Source organism: Periweissella fabaria (assembly GCF_918814575.1).
In the GTDB taxonomy this organism is placed as follows: domain Bacteria; phylum Bacillota; class Bacilli; order Lactobacillales; family Lactobacillaceae; genus Periweissella; species Periweissella fabaria.
On the sequence record NZ_CAKKNS010000003.1, the window covers coordinates 138,582 to 159,974 of the forward strand.

Sequence of the window (21,393 nt, forward strand, 5' to 3'; positions counted from 1 at the left end):
ATTTTTTGTAAATAAAAAAACTTTATCGCTAAATCACGATAAAGTTTTTTAACTATTAAAATTCACCGAAGTAATCAACACCCATTGCATGACGAACTTCGCGCATTGTTTGACTTGCTACTACGTTGGCTTTCTTTGAGCCTTCTTCTAGCATTTTCATAACAGCCGCTGGATCTTGGGCAAATCGTTCCCGGCGTTGACGAATTGGTGCTAATTTATTTTCAAGTACTTCAATCAAATACTTTTTAAGTTTCATATCACCTAAACCACCACGTTGGTAGTGTTCTTTCAAGCGAGCAACTTCATCCTTATCATCATCGAAAATATCCAAGTATGTAAAGACCATGTTGCCTTCAACATGTCCAGGATCATCGATGTTAATGTGTTCTGGATCAGTATACATTGACTTAACTTTTTTAGCCAAAGTATCGGCATCATCACTTAAATAAATTGCATTTCCTAGTGATTTAGACATTTTCACCCCATCAAGCCCTGGAATCCGACCTTGACCCTTTGGTGGGAAATAACCTTGAGGCTCTACTAAGATATCCCCACTATAGATATTATTAAATGTCCGCACGATTTCACGTGTTTGTTCAATCATTGGTTCTTGGTCATCACCAACAGGTACTACTGTGGCTTTGAATGCTGTAATATCAGCTGCTTGGGATACTGGATAAATTAAGAATCCTGCTGGAATACCTTCTCCAAAGTTACGCATTTTAAGTTCTGTTTTAACCGTTGGGTTACGTTCCAAACGGCCTAATGAAACTAGGTTTAAATAGTATTCGGTTAATTCTGATAAAGCTGGAATTTGCGATTGTAGGAAAATTGTTGATTTTTCAGGATCAACTCCCACCGCTAAATAGTCCAAAGCGACTTGTAAGACAGAATCATGCACCTTCTTTGGATCGCGTGCATTGTCAGTCAAGGCTTGCTTATCGGCAATCATGATATAACTTTCATATTTGCCTGAGTCTTGTAATGCCACGCGATTACGTAATGAACCAACATAGTGACCAATGTGCATTTTACCCGTTGGGCGATCACCAGTTAATAGAATTTGCTTATCTGTCATATTATTGTTGTCCTTTATCTTTTTTACCTTGGGGTGTCCGATCCCAAAAATCCGTCTTGGTTGTTTGGCGACTCCGTGCAATCCCCATTGCTTTAGCAGGGATATCATCTGTAATCGTTGAACCAGCAGCTGTCAATGCATAATCCCCAATTGCTACTGGTGCAATAATTTTAGTATTTGAACCAATGAAAGCATGGTCACCAACTGTGGTATGGAATTTATTAACCCCATCATAATTAACAAAAATTGTGCCGGCACCGATATTGATATCTTCACCTAAAGTGGCATCCCCAACATATGTTAAGTGACCGACCTTAGTTCCTTTGCCAATCGTAACTTTTTTAGTTTCAACAAAGTTACCAATATGAACCGCTTGCCCAATATCACTCTTTGGCCGCAAGTGAGCAAATGGCCCACAATTTGAGCCTTCACGCATGATTGATTCTTCAATCTGGGATGAAGTTATCGTCACGTTATTTTCAATTGTAGAATCAATTACAGTTGATCCACTTGTGATATAAACATCACTACCAATAACCGTGTTTCCTTTAAGGTAGACATTGGGTTCAATCGTTGTATCGTTACCAATCACTACGTTAGCGTCAATATACGTACTAGTTGGATCAATTAAAGTCACACCGTTACGCATGTGCTTTTCATTAATCCGTTCACGCATCGCAAGGTTAGCAGCCCCCAACGCAACGCGATCGTTAACCCCCATACTTTCAGTGAAATCAGCCATTTGGTAGGCCCCAACTGTGTGGCCAGCCGCCTTTAAAATTTCTAATGTGTCTGGCAAGTAATATTCACCCTGCGCATTATCATTTTTAACTTGGGCAAGGGCCGCAAATAACAGTTGATTATCAAAAACAAAGACCCCAGTGCTAATTTCATCCACCGCTTGTTCTGCTGGGGTTGCATCTTTTTGTTCAACAATTTTTTCAACATTACCATTCACATCCCTAATAATACGTCCATAGCCAAAAGGATCCGGTGCTTTAGAACTTAACACCGTTACCGCGTTTCCAGCCTTTTCATGTTCGGTATACAATTGATTAAAAGTTGCAGCTGTAAAAAGTGGTGAATCTCCACTTGCAATTAGCGTTGTCCCGGCATATGTACCAAGTAATGCTTGTGCTTGTAATACTGCATGACCTGTTCCTAATTGTTCTGCTTGTAATGCGTATTCAGTCCGTGTACCCAATAATTGCTTAACTGCATCGGCACCATGACCAATTACAGTAACAACATGATCAACATTAGTGGCTTCAATTTCTGTTAATACATGATCAACCATCGCTTTACCTGCCACTGGTTGTAACACCTTGTATAATTTTGATTTCATCCGCGAACCCATTCCGGCAGCTAAAATAATCGCATTTCTAGTCATTACTCATTCCCCTTTTTATAATTCAGTTGTGTAAATTTCACTTTGATAGTTACCTGGTGCAACCGTAATACCGGCACCATCAGATGTTAATGTATCTACATGAATCAATGAAGTATATTTAGTGACTACACGTTCACTAACTCGGCCCTCAGCAAAGACCGCCGCACCGACTACTGTACCTTCAAATTCACCGACTAGGCTCATCATTCCTTTAATCGTGCCACCGGCTTTCATGAAATCATCGACCACCAAGACGCGTGAACCAGTTGGTAATGACCGCCGTGATAGTTCCATTTTTTCAACACGTTTTGATGAACCAGTTAAATAGTTAACTGACATTGTTGGGCCTTCAGTAATTTTTGAATCATTACGTACAATCACAAAAGGTACATTCAATTCAGTTGCTACTGCTTGCGCCATTGGAACACCTTTAGTTGCTGCGGTCATAACCGCATCAATTTCGGTATTGATGTATTGTGTCGCAATCAAGCGACCCACTCGGCGTAAAATATCTGGTCGGCCAAGTAAATCAGACAAGAAAACATATCCCCCAGGTAACACGCGTGTTTCATCACTTACTTCAGTGACTAATTCATTAATGAATTCATCGGCTTCACCTTGTAACATGTACGGTACAAAGCGTGCACCTCCAGCAGCACCAGGTAACGTTTCTAATAACCCAATCCCTCGTTCATGGAATGCACGTTTCAAAATTGCTAAATCTTCTGAAATCGATGATTTAGCTGAATCATAGCGTTCCGCAAAATGGGTTAAAGAAACCAATTTACGGGGCCGATTTAATAAGTAATCTGTCATATCAACAAGGCGATCAGCACGTCGTGTCTTCATAGTAAAATCCTCACTTTTTATTATTTATCTTAACATTTTCATTTGATTTATATATTAATTACATTATATCACGAACGTTCGGAAAAGCTATTTATATAATAGCTTTCTTGTTAATAATTTTAAATTTACTATTATTTACTGCTTATCGCATTCCATTTTACCATGAAATTCGAACTATTAACAAAAAATAACTATATTTAGTTCGGTTTTTAGGTTGATTTTACATAAATGTATGCTATTATATAGTTATTCATTATTCAAAGCAAAACATTTATGAGGTATAAATTTATTATGGAAAGCATTTCACGCTACTTCCGCCTTAAAGAGGAAGGCTCAACTGTTCGTCGCGAATTTATCGCGGGTTTAACTACATTTTTCGCCATGGCTTACATCTTATTCGTTAACCCTACTGTTCTTGGGGCTGCCGGCATGGATAAAGGTGCCATTTTCACCGCCACAGCAATTGCATCTGCATTTGGAACGATTGTCATGGGTATCTTAGCAAATTACCCAATTGCAATCGCCCCTGGTCTTGGAATGAATGCGTTTTTCGCTTATTCAGTAGTTATCGGAATGAAGATTCCTTGGCAAACTGCCATGGCTGGTGTTTTCCTTTCAGCAATCATCTTCATGATTTTGACATTCTTTAAGATCCGTGAAATTGTTATCAATGCTATTCCACGTGATTTAAAATTAGCAATTGCCGCCGGAATTGGTTTATTCATCGCTTTCATCGGATTACACCAAGGAGGCTTAATTGTTGCAAACCCCGCAACAATGGTTTCATTTGGCCCATTAACAACACCCACAACTTGGTTAACAATCTTTGGTTTAATTGTTTCCTTCATCTTAGTTGTTAAACGTGTCCCAGCATCAATTTTTATTGGGATGGTTTTAACTGCACTTGTTGGTTTAGCGACTGGCTTAATCAAAGCGCCTAGTAGTATTGTCTCACTAGCTCCTAGCTTAAAACCAACTTTTGGAGCCGGAGTTACTCACATCGGTAGTATCAATTCTGTTCAATTATTAATTGTTGTTTTAACATTCCTTCTTGTTGCATTCTTTGATACTGCTGGTACCTTAATTGGTTTGGCTGAACAAGCCGGCTTCATCAATGAAAAAGGCGAAATGCCACGTGTTGGTCGGGCTTTGTTTGCTGATTCTTCATCAGTTTTACTAGGTTCAATCCTTGGTACTTCACCCACTTCAACTTTTATTGAGTCATCAGCCGGAATCGCCGTCGGTGGTCGTACTGGTTTAACATCTGTTTTTGTCGGAATCTTCTTCTTATTCTCAATGCTTTTCTCACCACTCTTGAGTGTTTTCACTGTTCAAGTTACTGCACCCGCATTGATCGTTGTTGGAGTCTTAATGGCTTCAAACTTAGCGGGTATCGAATGGAACAAGCTTGAAGTTGGGATTCCTGCATTTCTAATCGTTCTTGGGATGCCATTGACTTACTCAATTTCAGATGGAATTGCCTTAGGAATGTTCGCCTACCCAATTACGATGTTTGCTGCTAAACGTGGTAAGGAAGTCAACGTTGTTATGTGGCTCTTATTCATAGTATTTGCTCTTTTCTTCTATGTTATGAATACTAAATAATTAACATATTTATCAAAAGTTCTCGAAATACATATTTTCGAGAACTTTTTTAGTACAATTAATTCAATACTTATGTCAGAGGTAATGCAGATGGCCATTTATCCATATCAAATTTTTGCAACCGTTGCTGAAACAAAAACATACTATCAAGCTGCTGAAAGATTAAACATCACGCCATCAGCTGTTAGTCATGCAATTGCCCAACTCGAACGTGAGCTTGGATTTCCATTATTCATTCGCAATCGCAATGGTAGCACCCTAACGCCTAATGCTCATCAAATTCTTCCATATGTCTGGGAAGTCTTAAATGCCGAAAATCGCCTGCATCAAGAAATCGATAATATTAATGGATTAGTCCGCGGAACCTTACGTATTGGGGCCTTCAGTTCCGCATCTGTGCAATGGCTGCCAACTATTTTGCAACAATTTCGACGGGCTTATCCTGAAATTACGATTCAATTAGTTCAAGGTAGTTTAAATGATATCGCCGAAAAACTACGCCAAGGTCAATTAGACATCGGCTTTACTGCCTTACCCGTTGATCCACAACTAACAACCTATCCATTGATTTTAGATACTTTATTCACAGTGGCGCCTAAAGACTTCCGGCCAAAAAACATTCATTTTGTAACTGAACATGACTTACGTGATAAAACATTTATTCTCCAAGAATCCGATTATGATCGTGCTACTAAAGCGACACTCGATCAATATAAGGTGACTTCAAATTCATTAACTTACACCATTGATGATCCCAGTATTATTGCCATGGTTGAATCCGGTCTTGGTTTTGGGATTTTACCCGCATTGTCATTAACTAGCTTTCCAGATTATCCTGATAAAGTTAACGTCTATGCATTTGATCAAGATGTCTTCCGAACACTCGTTGTTGCAACGCCTAAAAGTCAGGCTAGTTCTCCCATTGTCAAAGCCATGCTCGTGCAAATTTTTGGTTTTATGCACGAGCATTATCCAAATGACTTACTATGGTCACATTAACAAATAAAAGGCACTACCAACTATTTAAAATTGGTAGTGCCTTTTATTTTTATTAACTAATTTAAGCCCTAATCACCAGCGGCCAAACTTTCAATCGGATCTAACCGTGCAGCGACATGTGATGGCGCAGCTGCAGCAAGTAAGCTAATTACAATACTAATAACCATTGCGAAAATAACATTACCGAGACTAAAGTTAACAATTGGATAATTAATTAAGCTATGAACACCTAAATTAATTACGGTTTGCATAATGTATGCAAATACCAATCCTAGAATTGCACTAAATGCTCCAATGAAGAATGCTTCCGCTGTAAATAAGCGACTAATATCCTTCTTACGACCACCTAACGCCCGTAAAATTCCAATTTCTTTTGTCCGTTCTGACACAGAAATATACAAGACAACAATAATCATAATCGCTGAGACAAGTAATGAAATACCGGCAATTGCCGCTAAAATATTAGCTGCCAACGAAATATAAGTATTAATTGTATCAAGTACTGATCCTACGCTACGAACTTCATACAACGCTTTACCTTTGTTATTTTTTAATGCTTTTAAGTCTTTTGATACTTGCTTAACATTGGCTAACTCATCAACATCAACTGCTAGGAAATTAGCTTTAAAGTCAATTTTGTGATCAGTAAAAATTTGCTTCATATTAGCCAACGGCATTGATGAAGCCCCCCCATCAAGAATTCCGGCAACTTTAATTGTCACCTGAATTGTCCGGGGTGCTTCCATACCTGGTGGGGTTTGACCACCAAATTGTGCATTTGCAACTTGTGCTTTAGCAGCTGCAATCGGATCAACAAACCGTAAATTAAGGGTTTTACCGACTAAGCCTTTATAGTTCTTTTGAATTGCTTGTGCATCGGCTTTTGAAAGTAAAATTTCATTACCTTTTGCTTGATGACCCGTAATTATTTTTTGGTCTTTTAACGATGCGTTCCAAGTCATAATTTGCGTAGGTGCTTTTTTACCATTATCAAGTTGTAAACTAGCATTTGACAATAAGTATGCTAAGTCAGCTTCATCAATATGTTTAACTGCTTGGACTTTTTTCAAATCAGCATTAGTTAATTCATACCGACCGGGGTCACTTTTGGTAGCGTCTGCGCCGGTTGGAATTGGTTTATTCAAAGTAATTGTTTTAGGATTTACCAGCGATGTAATTTGTTGGTTCATGTAACCTTTGATTCCATTACCTAATCCTAAAAATAAAATAACTGCGAAAATCCCAATTGAGCCACCAAAAATAATTAACAAGTTGCGTTTAATATTATAGCGGACATGTTCCCACGCCATACGTACATTTGCAAGGTATGACAATGGTCGTGATGGAATCAAGTTTGCAGCTTTATCAGTTGTATACTTTTCGCGATTAATTGTATCACCATCAATCTTACCGTCAGCTAAGTGAACAATCCGAGTTCCAAAATCAGCTACGGCTTGTGAGTGCGTAACCGCAATTACTAATTTACCTGATTTGGCAATGCCATCCAAAATTTCAAGAACTTCTTGTGTATTTTGCGCATCAAGTGCACCCGTTGGTTCATCAGCAATGATTACTTCCGGATCACTTGCTAAGGCGCGGGCGATGGCAACCCGTTGCTTTTGGCCCCCAGAGAGTTGGTTTGGGTGTTTTTTAACGTGTTCACTTAAGCCCACTTGTTCAAGTAGTTCTAAGGCGCGTTTTTCTTGTTCTTTTGTATTTAATGTTGTCATTTTTAATGAAATCAACACATTTTCCAAGATTGTCAAATGGCTAATCAAGTTAAATGATTGGAAAATAAAGCCGATTGTTTGCCGGCGATATTGATCAAAATCCTTTTCCTTAGCCCCTTTAAGTGATTGACCATTCACTACAACATCCCCAGTAAAGTTATGGTCCAAGCCCCCAATGATATTCATCAAGGTAGATTTACCACCACCACTTTCCCCAAGAATTGAGACAAATTCTCCTCGTTCAAAAGCTAAATCAATTCCTTTCAAGACGGGAAACTCTTCTTTACCAAGATAATATGATTTACGAATATCTTGTAATGCTAAAAACGCCATGTCTTATACTCCTCTCCAATAGCTAGTTAAATATGTCATACAATTATTATACTTTAAAAAATACGAAATTAATGTTTATTTTACTTATTAGTAATCAATAATAACATCTTTAACTATCTCTACTTACTAAAAATAATTATTTTTATTGACTTTTAATTAGTTAATGGGCTATCATAAAAAATGCGTTACTATTGAATAAACATACTATATTTTATAGAGGAGATTATAAGATGCATTTTCGTTTTAAAAAGTTATTATTACTTGCTGCTGTCGTTGTCACTGGAGTCACTTTAGCGGCTTGTGGTAACCACCAAGCTGCCAACAACAAAGATAACACTATTCAAAGTGGGAAACTTACAATTGGACTTGAGGGAACTTACGCACCTTATAGCTTTCATAAAGATGGTAAATTAACCGGATTTGAAGTTGAGTTATCACGTGACCTAGCAAAAGAACTTGGCCTTAAGCCTGTCTTTGTCCAATCAAAATGGGATTCATTAATCGCTGGCCTTGACTCTCACAAATACGATGCCGTTTTCAATAACGTAACTGTTTCTGCACAACGTGCTAAGAGCTATGCCTACACAACACCATACTTATACAGTAAATCTGTCCTCATAGTTAAAAAAGATTCAACTATCAAAAATCCGGCTGATATCAAAGGGCTTAAAATTGCCGGTGATTTAACAACTGAAAACGGACGTGCTGCGCAACGACTTGGGGCCCAAACGGTTGCTGTTCCTGGTTTCTCAGAAGCAATTTCATTGATTGAATCTGGTCAAGTTAAGGGAGCCTTTAACTCACGAGAAGCTTTCTACGGCTTTAAGCAAGCAAACCCTAACACTGATTTAACAACCTTAGATGCAAGTAAGGAAATTCCTACGCAAACAGTTGCCGGGGTTCTTAGTAAGAACAACCCTGAATTAAAAGCGAAGTTAGATAAAGCCCTTAAAAAGCTTGAAGCTAACGGTACTGTAAGTAAGCTTTCACTCCAATTCTTTGGTACTGATGTAACTAAAAAATAACCTTTAAAAATGCTTACAATGCTTGTTCACTGTAAGCATTTTTGCATGTCACATCTGATTTTTATCTGAAAGGATCTTCTATGTTATTTGAAATTTTCAAAGACCATTTTTTTCAATTTTTAATTATTGGCCTTAAAACAACTGTCCCTTTGGCAATCATAACTTTTATTCTCAGCTTAATTGTAGGAACATTATCTGCCTTCATTAGTCTAGCTGATGCCAAACGCTTTACGCCAATGTGGTTTGTCCAACAAATCAATCGCTTCTACATTTGGCTCTTCCGGAGTACGCCGATGTTGCTCCAACTGTACATTATCTTCTACGGTATTCCTAAAGCATTTCCTGACCTTAGCTTAGGTGTTTGGCCAGCGGCAATCATTGGATTCACCCTTAATACTGGGGCGTATACATCTGAAACCATTCGTGGTGCCATTGGTGGCGTGCCTAAAGGCCAATTTGAAGCCGCCCGCTCACTTGGTATGAGTACAAAGACAACTTTCTTATATGTTGTCCTTCCCCAAGCTTTCCGCATTGCCGTACCACCTTTGAGTAATACTTTTATTTCATTAGTTAAAGATACTTCACTTGCATCAACGATTTCCTTAATTGAAATTATGCAACTTGCTCAACAAACAGCCGCTACTAATTTCCAAATTTTAGATACTTATATTGTCGCCGCAGCCGTCTATGCCCTCTTCTCAACGATTCTTTCAAAGGGACAAAAAATTCTTGAAGTAAAATTCAAATCATATGCAATGGCCCGCTAATCTAACTACGTAATTAATCTAAAATTTACTTATTATTTAATAGTATTTATGTAAATTACCGTTTTTAAATGCTACTATATGAGTATCAAATCAAGAATCGAGGTTATTTTTAATGGCACTTACTGATACATTTACCCTTATAAACGATGTGAAAATTCCCGTTGTCGGTTTTGGTACTTGGCAAACTCCTGATGGTGATGTTGCTTACCAAGCAACATTGGATGCCTTAAAAGCTGGTTACCGCCATATTGATACTGCAGCGGCCTATGGTAACGAAGAATCTGTTGGACGGGCGATTGCTGATTCTGGTATTGCGCGTGAGGATTTATTTATTACAACTAAACTTTGGAATGCTGATCATGGTTATACCGAAACCCAAGCTGCTTTAACATTGTCATTACAAAAATTAGGCTTAGACTACGTTGATCTATACTTGATTCACTGGCCAAATCCAGTTGCATTCCGTAATGAATGGCAACAACGTAATGCTGATACTTGGCGGGCCATGGAAGAAGCCTATGCGGCCGGTAAAGTGCGGGCAATTGGAGTATCTAACTTCCAAGTTCACCACTTAGAAGAACTCTTCAAAACCGCAACTATCAAACCAATGGTTAACCAATTATTCTTAAATCCTTCTGATACCGAAGCCGAAATTGTTGCTTTTGATAATGCACACAATATCTTAAATGAAGCATATTCTCCACTTGGAACAGGAGCTATCTTTGATTTACCAGAAGTGCAAACTGTTGCTAATCGTTTAAACAAAACGGTAGCACAAGTTGTCCTTCGTTGGAGTTTAGATAAAGGCTTCTTACCTCTTCCAAAATCAACGCACACTGAGCGAATTATTGAAAATGGACAACTTTTTGATTTTGAACTTAGTGCTGCAGATACTGCGATTATTGATAATCTTCATGGTAAATTTGGTTTCCATACTGAAGCTGATGAAGCAAAATTTTAAAAAAAAGCGTCTATGACGCTTTTTTTATTGCCCAGCTCATCACATTTCTATTAAATAATTAGCATCCCTAGCTTAAATCGCGTTATAATTAGCAAGTACTTTAATTGCCATTTGGCGTAGCTGTTCTTAATTGAACTTTGTATCTCTACTGAGGAGTTTTTATGACTTATTCGAATAACAATAAGACCAATAAACGGTCAACACGGCCATCTCGCCCACCGTTTAAACGTCGTCCCCAACAACCAACCCAACCTACAGTTGAACCAACAGTTGAAATCGGCCAGCGTTTCCCGCTAACGATTAAACGTTTAGGTATCAATGGTGAAGGGATTGGTTACTACAAACGTAAGATTACTTTTGTGCCTGGTGCTTTGCCTGATGAAGTTGTCATCGCTGAAGTTACTGACATTGAACCGCACTACCTCGTGGCTAAAATTCACAAAGTCCGTGAATTTTCACCTAATCGAGTAACCCCACGTGACCAATATGCTGGCTTAGTGGGTGGTTTTGATCTCGAACACATGGATTACCAAGCGCAACTAGACTATAAAGTTGACGTCATTGAACAAGCATTAGAAAAATTTAAACCTCGTGGGTTTAACAAATTTAAACTTTTACCAACGATTGGGATGAATAATCCTTATCATTACCGTAATAAAGCCCAATTCCCTGTCCGGATGATTGATGATCGGATTGCCGTGGGAATGTTTAAAATTGGAACACATGATTTAGTTGATTTACCCGATGTAGCCACCCAACATCCAGCAACTATGAAAGTTATGCGTGGGATTCGCTCAATCTTAGAAACTTTAAGTATTCCTATTTACGATGAACGCTCTGATTCAGGAATTTTAAAATCAATTATTGTCCGGGTCTCAGAATATTCTGGTGAAGTCCAAGTAACTTTTGTGACTATCTCAAAGAAATTTCCACAATTACGCGCTTTATTAGCTGCAATTCATGAAAAATTACCACAAGTTACGTCAATTAATCAAAATATTAATCCTGATAAAACATCCTTAATTTGGGGTGCCGAAACTGTGCACTTAGATGGTAAAAAATATATTACTGAACAAATTAATGGTAAATTCTTTGAACTTTCACCACGAGCATTCTTACAACTTAATCCTAAGCAAACGGCTCGCCTATACCGCGAAGCCCTTGATGCACTTGACTTAACATCTGCAGATCGGCTTGTCGATGCATACTCAGGAATTGGTACGCTTGGAATTGCAGTCGCCGATAAAGTTGGTGAAGTTCGTGGAATGGATACTGTCCCAGAAGCGATTGCTGATGCCAACCGGAATACGAAGTTAAATGGTATTACTAATGCTGAATATTTTGTTGGTGAAGCTGAATACCTCATTCCTAACTGGGTTGCAGAAGGCTGGATTCCCGATGCAATTATCGTTGATCCACCACGTACCGGATTAGACGAACAATTACGGACAACTATTTTAGATGTTAAGCCGAAAAAATTTGTTTACATCTCATGTAATCCATCAACGTTAGCACGTGATTTAGTAGACTTAGTTAAGGTCTATAACGTGGAATACATTCAATCAATTGATATGTTCCCACAAACGGCCCGGGTTGAGGCAATCGTTAAGTTTACACGTAAAGACTAACCGGTACCGTTAAATAACACTAAATACTATTAAAAGGCTAATCAACCGTATTAGCCTTTTTGCATAAAATAATAATTAGAGGAGCCCATCATGAGTAACTTATTTGAACACAGCACCATTGAAGTTTTAATTGCCGCCAAATTAGATGGCACAATTACCTTAGCTGAATTACTTAAGCACGGAAACTATGGTTTAGGAACATTTACAGGTCTTGATGGTGAAGTCATTATTCTTGATAATGATGTGTACCAAGTTGATCAAACTGGAACAGTTAACCATATCACTGACATGGATACCACATTACCGTTTGCATCGGTCCACAAGCCCTCTGAAAATGAACAACCTTTGTCGTTAGCTAAGGCAGATTTTACGCTCTTAAACCAAACCTTTGCGGCCGATAAAAACCTTAAAAATGTCTTTGCAACTATCAAGCTTCATGGTCACTTTAATGCTGTCAAAGTCCGGGTTGCACCTAAGCAAGAAAAACCTTATCCTAGCTTGCTAGCAGTTACTAAAAACCAACCCATTTTTGATACTGAAAATGTATCCGGAACTATTATCGGATATTATGCACCTGAATTATTTGGTAATATTACCGCAGCTGGTTGGCACCTCCACTTCTTAAGTGATGATCACCAATTTGGGGGCCACCTCTTGAGTTTCGTTGGTTCACAATTAGATGGAACTTTTGAAATTTTTGATGGTATTGAACAACACTTCCCCATCAATGATGACGAATTCCGTAACCATGAAAACGATTTAGAAACCCTTAAAGCAGCCATTGAAGAATCTGAAGGGTTCCAAGACTAGCATCGTTTTACTATCATATGTGTATTATTAAAAGGACTGTGACATAGCTAAATTTTAGTAGTGATTTACTGCCAAAACGCCCGCTAGTAGTTCAATATATTCTATATACTACGAAGTCTTCTTGAAGAAATTTTCTTCAGGGAGGCTTTTTTAGTATTTTTCTTGATTGCACATACCTTCTGTCACGGCCTTTTTATATGCATTTCATAAATTTATACCTTTTCGATTATATTGATGTTTAACGCTATTTAATCTCTAAAAATTCAAACTATACCATTATATATTCTTATCAAAATATTATTTTCACCAGAGCAAATAAGTTAACATTTTTTATGCAAACGCTTACAATTAAGCTAATACAAGAAAGGAAAGTGTATATTATGGACAACATTACTAAGTTCCTTGAAAAATACTTAACTCCCATTGGCTCAAAATTAGCTGCCAACCGGGCGTTAAATGCTATTCGTGACGGGATTGCTTTATCAATGCCACTTATCATTGTCGGTTCACTTGCATTATTGATTGCTAATGGTTTTGCAATTGACAGTTTTAAAAATTGGTTAGTGGCAACTGGCGTCTTTAACTGGTTAGTTAAAGTTAATAACGCCTCCTTTGGTTTAATGGGGATTGTTTCTGTCTTTGGGATTGCCTATCGGTATGCTCAAGCACTTAAAATCGACCCCGTTTCAAACGGTATCTTAGCACTAGCTAGCTTTATTTTATTAACACCAAGTATTGTAACTAAAGATATGCTTGAAGGTATCGGCTACAACTACTTAGGTGCATCTGGTTTATTCGCTGCTATTTTAGTTAGTTTAATCACTACCAAAATTTTTGAATGGTTTGTCAAACACCACATTCAAATTAAGATGCCTGATGGAGTTCCACCAGCAGTTGCTAGTTCATTTGCCGCTTTAATTCCCGGTTTTGTCATTATCGTCTTCTGGGGTCTTATCTATGCTGGTTTGGCAGCTACTCCATTCCATGACATTCACCAAATTCTCCAAATTATTTTGGGTAAACCATTATCAGCCTTTGGTGGCTCATTGATTGGGGCAGTCATTGTTGCTATGTTAACATCATTATTCTGGTTCATTGGTATTCATGGTGGTAACTTAACCGGTGCAATTATGTCACCAATTTGGTTAGGTTTAATGGCTGATAACGCTAAAGTTTATGCCAAAAACGCCAATGCTGTGATGCCCCATATTGTCACACAACCATTTATGGATTTATTTGTTTATATTGGTGGTGGTGGTGCCACAATTGGATTAGTAATTTCATTTTGGTTGGTTGCCAAAAGCACCCAATTTAAAACTTTGCGTAGTTTGATTACCGCACCCGGAATTTTTAACATTAATGAACCAACCATGTTTGGGATTCCGGTAGTCTTAAACGTTAAGTTATTAATTCCGTTCTTACTTGCTCCAGCTTTAAATGCGATTATTGCTTACGTTGCTATGAGTACTGGGATTGTGCATGCAACCGTTGGGATCGTCATTCCTTGGACAATGCCACCAATCATTTCAGGTTTCTTAGCAACTGGTTCACATATTTCTGGTGCGGTATTACAAATCTTCTTACTTGTTTTAGACACGTTGCTTTACTTACCATTTGTTAAAATAATTGATTTAGACCAACAAAAGAAAGAGGTAGAAAATGCCTAAACTTGGAGTTTCTATTTATCCCTCAAAATCAACATTCGCTGAGATGCAAGCATACCTTGATAAAGCTGCTGCTTTAGGCTATCAACGTATTTTCACATCAATGTTAGAAGTCCGCGATTCGGTTGATGAAACAATTGCTAACTTTAAAGCAATTATTCAATATGGGAATACCTTAGGTTTTGAGACCAGTATTGATGTCAACCCGGCCGTACTACATGAAATTGGGATGCAAGCCAATGACCTCGCATTTTTTGCTGATTTAGGTGTTGCTGCTGTGCGATTAGATGAAGGCTTCACTGGCCATGAAGAAGCTTTGATGACACAAAATCCATATAATATTAACATTGAAATCAATATTTCTCGTGGTCAGCACTATATTGATATGATTATGGATTTTGGCGCTAACCGTCATAATTTAACTGGTTGCCATAACTTCTACCCACAACCATATTCTGGTCTTGGTGATGATTACTTATTAAGTACTTCAGCCCAATACAAAAAATACCAACTAACAACGGCCGCTTTTGTTGATTCAACATCCGGTTCTGTTGGTCCTTGGCCATTTGCTAATTTAATGGTTACCGCTGAACGTGAACGAACAATGGATTTGGCAACGCAAGTCCGGTTCTTAAAAGCAACTAACCTAATTGATGATATTATCATCAGTAGCTCTTTTGTTAGTGATACCGATTTAGAAGTTGTCAGTGTTGCCTTTAACGAACCGACACTGTCTTTACCTGTAATTCTTGCAAACAATGTTAGTCCACTAGAACAAACCATTGCGTTTGAAGAATTGCACCAATATCGGGGAGATTTCTCTGATTATATGATTCGTTCGAGCCAACCACGGGTAAAATACCGTGACCAAGCAATTAATCCGACCTCCGCTCCAACCAATTTTGAACGAGGCGATGTCATTATTGGTAACGATAATTTTGGTCAATATAAAGGTGAATTGCAAATTGTCTTACAACCATTCACTAATAATGAACACTATAATTTAGTTGGACGGATTGATCCGCATGCTGAAGTTTTACTTAATTTCTTGCATCCTTGGCACAACTTTACGTTACACCAGCAAGCGTAAAGTTAACCCTTAAATACAAAAAACTCGTAAGGATAAATCCTTACGAGTTTTTTATTTTAAATATATTTAACTAACATCGGTTTATTGGCCAGATGCTTGAATTCTTGCATAACTCGGAATCGTTTCTGCCACCGAAGATGGATTCTTACTTGCAAAGCGATTTCCCGTATTAGCTTGACTTATGTTAAGTGATTTACGTAATGTATCAGTAGCGTTTTGTTGGGCAGCTGGTGAGACAACTTGGAATGATTGACCACGGTATAAGTACTGAATACCTTGGATATTTGTTGAGGTAATTGAATCTTTAGCTGAACGGTATTTAGCAACCAACGTCATAATATCATTAAATGATAAATTTGTTCGAATATTACTTGAAATAGACTCGAAGAAACCAGGTGTAAATAAGCTTTGTACTTTATCTGATTTTTTCAATAAAGCTGTCAGAATTAATCGTTGACGCATTTGCCGACCATAATCTCCTTGAGGATCATCATCGCGCATCCGTGAAAATTCAAGAGCTTTTTTACCGTACAAATGATACTCTTTGCCTTTAACAAAAGTGTAGCCCGCAAATTCAAATGAAAGTGGTGAGACAACATCAACCCCCCCAACCTTATCAACCGTCTTAACCAACCCACCCATGTTAATAACAGCATAAAAATCAATTGGCACATTCAATAAATCTTGGACTGCCGAAATTGCCGTTTCTGGGTGTCCCTTTCCATTTAATGGAAACTCATAAGCCGCATTAAGTTTTTGCATGCCATATGATTCACTTCCTGGAATCGAAATCATCCAGTCACGTGGTAGTGACATCATGGTTGTTGTCTTATCTTTTGGATTAATAGTTGCTAAAATTAATGAATCTGTCCGGCCAGTATATGACCGACCAAAATCACCAGTATCCGTTCCCATAAGTAGAATTGAGAAAGGACGTCCCTCTTTTAAAACATCTGAAACATCACGTGCTCGTTTAAACCCTTTCGCCAACGGATTATATGTTGAATCAAGGGCATTACGGGCATTACGATACACATTAAAGGCAAAAACTCCACCACCCAATAACATGAGTACAATAATGGTAATAATTACTTTTAATGTGGTATGTTTTTTCTTTTTTTGTTTTGGTTTATTATTATTTTCGTTATTATGATTCCGTATCCGACTTGGAAGTTGGTTATCATTTGGTCGATTTTCCATTACTAATCCCTATTCTTTCTATACTTTAGGACATCTGGCAACTACTACGCCATCTTTTTCAAATCACTAAATAATTGTAAATTTGTTTTGAGTACAAAAATTGCATACACATTCAAGTATATATTTTATTGCATTATTATTTTTAAAGTCAACTAACCCTATGGATATTTAAACAATTATTTATTCAAAGTTAGCAACCTTCACTAATAAATAAGTGTTATCCTCTAAGACTACTAGTTATTTAGCAGTGTATTTGCTATAATTTATTGAAAATTGTTACAAAAGGAGAATGACTTTGGAACATGTCCAACAATTATTAAATCAATATGGTTTAGTTTTAACTGATTTTGCGCCAAACAATGAAATGTTAGCTCTTATGCCAACAATATTAAAATCATCAATTTCATTTGCAAATGTGACAATCAATCAAGAAGAGGTCGTTTTGATTGATACATCTGCTGAGTTGAATGAAGATCACTTAATTCAGTTAATTCAATTACTCAAAAATGTCCCCTTACCAATTATTTTTTTAGCGGATTCTTTCTCAATTGACACGCAAATGCTATTGACTAAAAATCAATTTGGTTTTATCAGCCAAATGGGATTCTACCTACCTTCCCTAAAACCAGTTAAAGTTACCAAGCCAACGATGCAATTAATTTCATTATCAAAAAACCAACAAATTATTATTTTAGCTCTTATTTATTGGAAATTATTGCATGATGATGATAGTAACACATTCCATATTAAGGTTCGTCAATTAGCCGATTATCTCAACATTACCGCGATGACAATCTCACGGGCCTTACGGACATTTGTAGATGCCGGCTGGTTGGCAACAAGTGGCTATACGCGAAATCATAGTTTTTCAATTCCAACTGGCTATGATTTAAACTCGTGGGTGAATGAAATTCTACGTTTGTTACCTAGCCCGGTTCAAAAAACATTGTATGTCCCAATTAATCAGATTGAACAAATCGAAGAAAAAAAACTAGCAAGTTTAACCGCCCTCAGTAAATTTACACTAATTGCCCCAACTACCTTAGTAAGTTGGGCTATCTCAAATAACCAATTAACTGATGAACTTAAACAAGCTAACCTCCCCGAATTCAACGCACGTTTAACACCTAAGAATAATGCTGCTGTTGAAATTTGGAAATATGATTCCCAAGTCTTTAATCAATTATTACCTAAGAATTATCAATTAGCAGTTGATCCTGTTTCACTATTTTTAAGTTTACGTAACAGCCATTCTAAAGAGGTTACTGAACAACTCAACAAATTACTTGAGAACCTTGTTAATCAACATTAATTTATTTAAAGTCGCCTAAGCTAGCATGCCTAGGCTTTTTTTATCCCCAACGACTCGGATTCCAAATACGGCCATCTAACTCACCACTACTTTGATCTAAACGTGTAATTTGTTCATTAGCTAAAGCCTTTAGTCCTTGATAAAAAGCCCGATCTTCTAGCTTAGTGCTACTAGTTAACAAGTCTTCAATTGTCGTAATTAACCATGTTTGTTCTTCCATTACTCCTCCTCATCACGAATCAAATCAACCGTCCACCGTAACTCGGTTAACTCGTCATAGTTATCTTGAATTTGCGTCAAGATTGAGATTAGCTGGGCTATTTTTACTGGATCATTTTCAGTATTAATTCTTGCTGACAATTGCTTAATAAACCATTGTTGTTGCCCAGCAAAGCTTGTATCATCTATGGTTACGTATTGTTGATAATTAACAACTAAATCCAAGCGTTGCGCATCTGTCATATAGTCAAATTGACTAATTACTAATGGCTTCAAATACCGCCATTGTAATTTATTAGCCATTGCTTGTAACGGTTTTAAAAGCTCACTAATGGTATAATACTCACGGCCACCGGCTTGATATTCATTAATGGGTTCGCCTAATGAAACGACTATTCCAAATTCTTTCCCCGCTAAAACAGCATTCGTCCCGTATGCAAAACCACGGGTTAAAACGGCATCTTGCCATTGTCGTAAACTTACTGGTACACTGTACCAATATAGGGGAAATTGAAAAATTATTCGTTGATGATCACGTAAAAGTTGTTGTTCTACTGCGACATCAAGGTCATTAATATCATCTAAAAGGTGCCATGTTACCTCGCTATCTTGGGGAACTTGGTGTTGCAAAAATTGCTGCGTACTTGATTGTTTATAATCTGGGTGCGCCACAATAATTAAAGTTTTCATCTATTTACTCCCTCCATAAAAACTAGTATTTATCCACTGAAAGGTTGGCTCACATTTGATGGCAAAAACCACCAAAACTAATCAAATTTTTAAATATCTCAGTTATTTTGTTTTAATACTGCTTGCTGTATTAGGCCTATACTTATGGTACATTGGGGCTTTTACGGATATCAAAGTGCTACGATCAATTGTTGGTATCAATACGCATCCCCTTTTAGCACCGGTTATTTTCTTTGCCTTACAAATTTTTCAAATCTTAATTCCTATCATCCCCGGAACCATAACATTAACCGCTGGGGTCGTTTTATTTGGGCCATGGTTAGGTTTTGTTTACAACTACACCTCAATTGTCCTTGGCTCAACATTAGCATTTCTACTAGTCCGTCGCTTTGGTAAGGCGTTTGTGACCAATTATATTGACGAAGGAAAACATACTAAATATTTAAAATGGATTGAGGATAAACAAAAATTCACCCGCATTTTTGCAATCGCCATTTTGTTACCTGGGGCACCTGATGATATCTTATCAATGCTTGCAGGCTTATCAGAAATGCGCCTTCGTACATTTATCATTATCCTACTGATTGCAAAACCACTTTCAATTGCCGCCTATTCCGGTGCATTTTCATTTTTAAAACATTTCTTTTAAATGTCATTTTCATCTACAGAAAATCCGTACGAGGGTTAATACGCCTTCGTACGGATTTTTTAATTACTTACTTTCCTTTGCCAAACTTGTTGTATTCAACGTCAATTTAACATTGGCTGTCATCTGTTTACTACCACGATAGAATGTAAATTCAACCGTATCACCAATTTTGTGACTAAATAATACATCACGTAAATCAGACTGACTCTTAATTGTTTTACCATCAATCCCAACAATGACATCATATTTTTTAATTCCGGCAACCTTGGCTGGACTGTCACTTAAAGTATTAATGATTACGACTCCATTTTGAATAGAGGCAGGTAATTTTAAAACATTTTTTTGATCATTTGCATCAATATTAGCTAAATCCGTTAATGTCACCCCTAAAGCTGGGCGTTCAATCGATCCTTTAGCGATTAATTGGTTAATGATGTTCACGACCTCATTTGAGGGAATTGAAAAGCCAATTCCTTCAATACTTGTACCGTTAGCATCACTTGCTAACTTCATAGAATTAATCCCAATCACTTGCCCTGCTAAGTTAATCAATGGACCACCTGAATTACCAGGATTAATTGCGGCATCTGTTTGGATAACATTAGCGGTTCCCAATTGTTGCCCTTGCTCATTGATAACCGCTACGGCACGTTTCTTAGCTGACACAATTCCTTCTGTCAAACTAGTTGCATATTGCGTTCCTAATGGCGAACCAATTGCTAATGCCGTTTGGCCAACGTTAATATCATCAGAATTAGCAAAGTTAGCGATCGTTTTAACTTGTGCTGCACTGATTTTAATAACGGCCAAATCAGTTGTTGGATCCGTACCAACAATCTTAGCATCTAGCTTGGTACCATTACTCAAAATAACTTGTAACGCATTCGATCCTTGCACTACGTGATTATTCGTAACTACATAGGCGACACCATTCGCTTCTTTAAATACCACTCCTGATCCTTCAGATGCAGTTTCCAGATTACCAGTTTTTTTACTTGCTGAATCATTATTACCAAAAATTGCGTCTAAGCTGTTACCCTTAGTATTTTGACGTTGTAAATTAATGACCGATACCACCGCACCTGAAACTTTGTCAAATGCACTTGTCGCATTATTTTTTTCAGCGGTTGTTTTTTGTACTTTAACCCCACCAACATTTTTACTTGAAGAGTTCAAGGCTTGATTATCTTGATTTGCTTGCCATGCTTGGTAGACGTTGTTACCACCAATAACGACACCACCACCAAGCATCCCCGCAACCAAACTAGTAATGACAATTTTAGTTGAACTATTTTTAATCCCGCGTGTTCGGGTCTTATTTTGATTATCCATATCTCTTGCCTCCAAGAAATTTTATCATTGCTTATATCACTTATAATAAAGAAATAAAATTA

The 21,393-nt window shown here is 37.5% G+C and carries 19 protein-coding genes; 11 read left to right on the forward strand and 8 right to left on the reverse strand.

The features are described from left to right. Positions 1-55: 55 nt before the first annotated feature. Genes trpS through purR form a run of 3 tightly spaced genes read right to left on the reverse strand, consistent with a single transcriptional unit; the run spans position 56 to position 3,317 of the window. Entirely contained in the window at positions 56-1,078 is a 1,023-nt protein-coding gene (gene trpS, locus LQZ75_RS04730; RefSeq protein ID WP_230096686.1) for a tryptophan--tRNA ligase, read from the reverse strand. Position 1,079: 1 nt separating this feature from the next. Continuing rightward, a complete protein-coding gene (gene glmU, locus LQZ75_RS04735) occupies positions 1,080-2,468 on the reverse strand; it encodes a bifunctional UDP-N-acetylglucosamine diphosphorylase/glucosamine-1-phosphate N-acetyltransferase GlmU (RefSeq protein ID WP_230096687.1) in 1,389 nt (462 codons plus the stop codon). Positions 2,469-2,483: 15 nt separating this feature from the next. Continuing rightward, positions 2,484-3,317 (reverse strand): pur operon repressor, encoded by an 834-nt coding sequence (purR, locus tag LQZ75_RS04740; RefSeq protein ID WP_230096688.1) that lies wholly within the window; start codon positions 3,315-3,317, stop codon positions 2,484-2,486. 291 nt (positions 3,318-3,608) lie between these two features. Between purR and LQZ75_RS04745 the strand changes: the two genes are divergently transcribed. Further along, positions 3,609-4,922, forward strand: coding sequence for an NCS2 family permease (locus LQZ75_RS04745; RefSeq protein ID WP_230096689.1), 1,314 nt, complete (start codon positions 3,609-3,611; stop codon positions 4,920-4,922). A gap of 90 nt (positions 4,923-5,012) precedes the next feature. Further along, positions 5,013-5,921: a LysR family transcriptional regulator gene (locus LQZ75_RS04750; RefSeq protein ID WP_230096690.1), complete on the forward strand. Its 909-nt coding sequence runs from the start codon at positions 5,013-5,015 to the stop codon at positions 5,919-5,921. A 68-nt stretch (positions 5,922-5,989) separates the two neighbouring features. Here the strand turns inward: LQZ75_RS04750 and LQZ75_RS04755 are convergent, their stop codons facing one another. Then, positions 5,990-7,984, reverse strand: a complete 1,995-nt coding sequence (locus LQZ75_RS04755; protein WP_230096691.1) for an ABC transporter ATP-binding protein/permease — start codon at positions 7,982-7,984, stop codon at positions 5,990-5,992. A gap of 230 nt (positions 7,985-8,214) precedes the next feature. On the opposite strand from LQZ75_RS04755, the gene LQZ75_RS04760 reads away from it, so the two are divergent. The 7 genes from LQZ75_RS04760 (at position 8,215) to LQZ75_RS04790 (ending at position 15,929) form a co-directional block, all read left to right on the forward strand. Then, positions 8,215-9,009 carry a transporter substrate-binding domain-containing protein gene (locus tag LQZ75_RS04760; RefSeq protein WP_230096692.1) on the forward strand — a complete coding sequence of 265 codons (795 nt, stop codon included), beginning with the start codon at positions 8,215-8,217 and terminating at the stop codon, positions 9,007-9,009. Between the two features lie 80 nt (positions 9,010-9,089). Next, positions 9,090-9,776, forward strand: coding sequence for an amino acid ABC transporter permease (locus LQZ75_RS04765; protein ID WP_230096693.1), 687 nt, complete (start codon positions 9,090-9,092; stop codon positions 9,774-9,776). A gap of 112 nt (positions 9,777-9,888) precedes the next feature. Beyond that, positions 9,889-10,737 (forward strand): aldo/keto reductase, encoded by an 849-nt coding sequence (locus LQZ75_RS04770; RefSeq protein WP_230096694.1) that lies wholly within the window; start codon positions 9,889-9,891, stop codon positions 10,735-10,737. A gap of 161 nt (positions 10,738-10,898) precedes the next feature. After that, positions 10,899-12,365 (forward strand): 23S rRNA (uracil(1939)-C(5))-methyltransferase RlmD, encoded by a 1,467-nt coding sequence (gene rlmD, locus LQZ75_RS04775; RefSeq protein ID WP_230096695.1) that lies wholly within the window; start codon positions 10,899-10,901, stop codon positions 12,363-12,365. Positions 12,366-12,455: 90 nt separating this feature from the next. Beyond that, entirely contained in the window at positions 12,456-13,175 is a 720-nt protein-coding gene (gene budA, locus LQZ75_RS04780; RefSeq protein WP_230096696.1) for an acetolactate decarboxylase, read from the forward strand. Between the two features lie 380 nt (positions 13,176-13,555). Next, positions 13,556-14,842, forward strand: coding sequence for a PTS sugar transporter subunit IIC (locus LQZ75_RS04785; protein WP_230096697.1), 1,287 nt, complete (start codon positions 13,556-13,558; stop codon positions 14,840-14,842). Then, positions 14,835-15,929: a DUF871 domain-containing protein gene (locus LQZ75_RS04790; protein WP_230096698.1), complete on the forward strand. Its 1,095-nt coding sequence runs from the start codon at positions 14,835-14,837 to the stop codon at positions 15,927-15,929. Before LQZ75_RS04785 ends, LQZ75_RS04790 begins: the two co-directional genes overlap by 8 nt. An 81-nt stretch (positions 15,930-16,010) precedes the next feature. Here the strand turns inward: LQZ75_RS04790 and LQZ75_RS04795 are convergent, their stop codons facing one another. After that, a complete protein-coding gene (locus tag LQZ75_RS04795; protein ID WP_230096699.1) occupies positions 16,011-17,129 on the reverse strand; it encodes an LCP family glycopolymer transferase in 1,119 nt (372 codons plus the stop codon). A 289-nt stretch (positions 17,130-17,418) separates the two neighbouring features. Between LQZ75_RS04795 and LQZ75_RS04800 the strand changes: the two genes are divergently transcribed. Beyond that, positions 17,419-18,441, forward strand: a complete 1,023-nt coding sequence (locus tag LQZ75_RS04800; RefSeq protein WP_230096700.1) for a helix-turn-helix domain-containing protein — start codon at positions 17,419-17,421, stop codon at positions 18,439-18,441. Between the two features lie 40 nt (positions 18,442-18,481). Here the strand turns inward: LQZ75_RS04800 and LQZ75_RS04805 are convergent, their stop codons facing one another. Continuing rightward, entirely contained in the window at positions 18,482-18,661 is a 180-nt protein-coding gene (locus LQZ75_RS04805; RefSeq protein WP_230096701.1) for a hypothetical protein, read from the reverse strand. Then, complete coding sequence (locus LQZ75_RS04810) at positions 18,661-19,350, reverse strand: NAD(P)H-dependent oxidoreductase (protein ID WP_230096702.1); 690 nt, start codon at positions 19,348-19,350, stop codon at positions 18,661-18,663. The genes LQZ75_RS04805 and LQZ75_RS04810 overlap by 1 nt, the downstream gene beginning before the upstream one ends. 58 nt (positions 19,351-19,408) lie before the next feature. Between LQZ75_RS04810 and LQZ75_RS04815 the strand changes: the two genes are divergently transcribed. Beyond that, positions 19,409-19,999, forward strand: a complete 591-nt coding sequence (locus tag LQZ75_RS04815; protein WP_230096703.1) for a TVP38/TMEM64 family protein — start codon at positions 19,409-19,411, stop codon at positions 19,997-19,999. Positions 20,000-20,062: 63 nt separating this feature from the next. Here LQZ75_RS04815 and LQZ75_RS04820 read toward each other — a convergent pair whose 3' ends face one another. Then, positions 20,063-21,331, reverse strand: a complete 1,269-nt coding sequence (locus LQZ75_RS04820; RefSeq protein ID WP_230096704.1) for a S1C family serine protease — start codon at positions 21,329-21,331, stop codon at positions 20,063-20,065. Positions 21,332-21,393 lie beyond the last annotated feature (62 nt).

What these genes read in the sequence shown, in the direction of transcription:
- LQZ75_RS04815 (WP_230096703.1), top strand. Translation starts at nt 19,409, where the DNA reads ATGGCAAAAACCACCAAAACTAATCAAATTTTTAAATATCTCAGTTAT.
- LQZ75_RS04805 (WP_230096701.1), bottom strand. Translation starts at nt 18,661, where the DNA reads ATGGAAGAACAAACATGGTTAATTACGACAATTGAAGACTTGTTAACT.
- LQZ75_RS04750 (WP_230096690.1), top strand. Translation starts at nt 5,013, where the DNA reads ATGGCCATTTATCCATATCAAATTTTTGCAACCGTTGCTGAAACAAAA.
- LQZ75_RS04810 (WP_230096702.1), bottom strand. Translation starts at nt 19,350, where the DNA reads ATGAAAACTTTAATTATTGTGGCGCACCCAGATTATAAACAATCAAGT.
- purR (WP_230096688.1), bottom strand. Translation starts at nt 3,317, where the DNA reads ATGAAGACACGACGTGCTGATCGCCTTGTTGATATGACAGATTACTTA.
- LQZ75_RS04765 (WP_230096693.1), top strand. Translation starts at nt 9,090, where the DNA reads ATGTTATTTGAAATTTTCAAAGACCATTTTTTTCAATTTTTAATTATT.
- LQZ75_RS04760 (WP_230096692.1), top strand. Translation starts at nt 8,215, where the DNA reads ATGCATTTTCGTTTTAAAAAGTTATTATTACTTGCTGCTGTCGTTGTC.
- LQZ75_RS04795 (WP_230096699.1), bottom strand. Translation starts at nt 17,129, where the DNA reads ATGGAAAATCGACCAAATGATAACCAACTTCCAAGTCGGATACGGAAT.
- rlmD (WP_230096695.1), top strand. Translation starts at nt 10,899, where the DNA reads ATGACTTATTCGAATAACAATAAGACCAATAAACGGTCAACACGGCCA.
- LQZ75_RS04755 (WP_230096691.1), bottom strand. Translation starts at nt 7,984, where the DNA reads ATGGCGTTTTTAGCATTACAAGATATTCGTAAATCATATTATCTTGGT.
- glmU (WP_230096687.1), bottom strand. Translation starts at nt 2,468, where the DNA reads ATGACTAGAAATGCGATTATTTTAGCTGCCGGAATGGGTTCGCGGATG.
- budA (WP_230096696.1), top strand. Translation starts at nt 12,456, where the DNA reads ATGAGTAACTTATTTGAACACAGCACCATTGAAGTTTTAATTGCCGCC.
- LQZ75_RS04790 (WP_230096698.1), top strand. Translation starts at nt 14,835, where the DNA reads ATGCCTAAACTTGGAGTTTCTATTTATCCCTCAAAATCAACATTCGCT.
- LQZ75_RS04785 (WP_230096697.1), top strand. Translation starts at nt 13,556, where the DNA reads ATGGACAACATTACTAAGTTCCTTGAAAAATACTTAACTCCCATTGGC.
- LQZ75_RS04770 (WP_230096694.1), top strand. Translation starts at nt 9,889, where the DNA reads ATGGCACTTACTGATACATTTACCCTTATAAACGATGTGAAAATTCCC.
- LQZ75_RS04745 (WP_230096689.1), top strand. Translation starts at nt 3,609, where the DNA reads ATGGAAAGCATTTCACGCTACTTCCGCCTTAAAGAGGAAGGCTCAACT.
- LQZ75_RS04820 (WP_230096704.1), bottom strand. Translation starts at nt 21,331, where the DNA reads ATGGATAATCAAAATAAGACCCGAACACGCGGGATTAAAAATAGTTCA.
- trpS (WP_230096686.1), bottom strand. Translation starts at nt 1,078, where the DNA reads ATGACAGATAAGCAAATTCTATTAACTGGTGATCGCCCAACGGGTAAA.
- LQZ75_RS04800 (WP_230096700.1), top strand. Translation starts at nt 17,419, where the DNA reads ATGACTTTGGAACATGTCCAACAATTATTAAATCAATATGGTTTAGTT.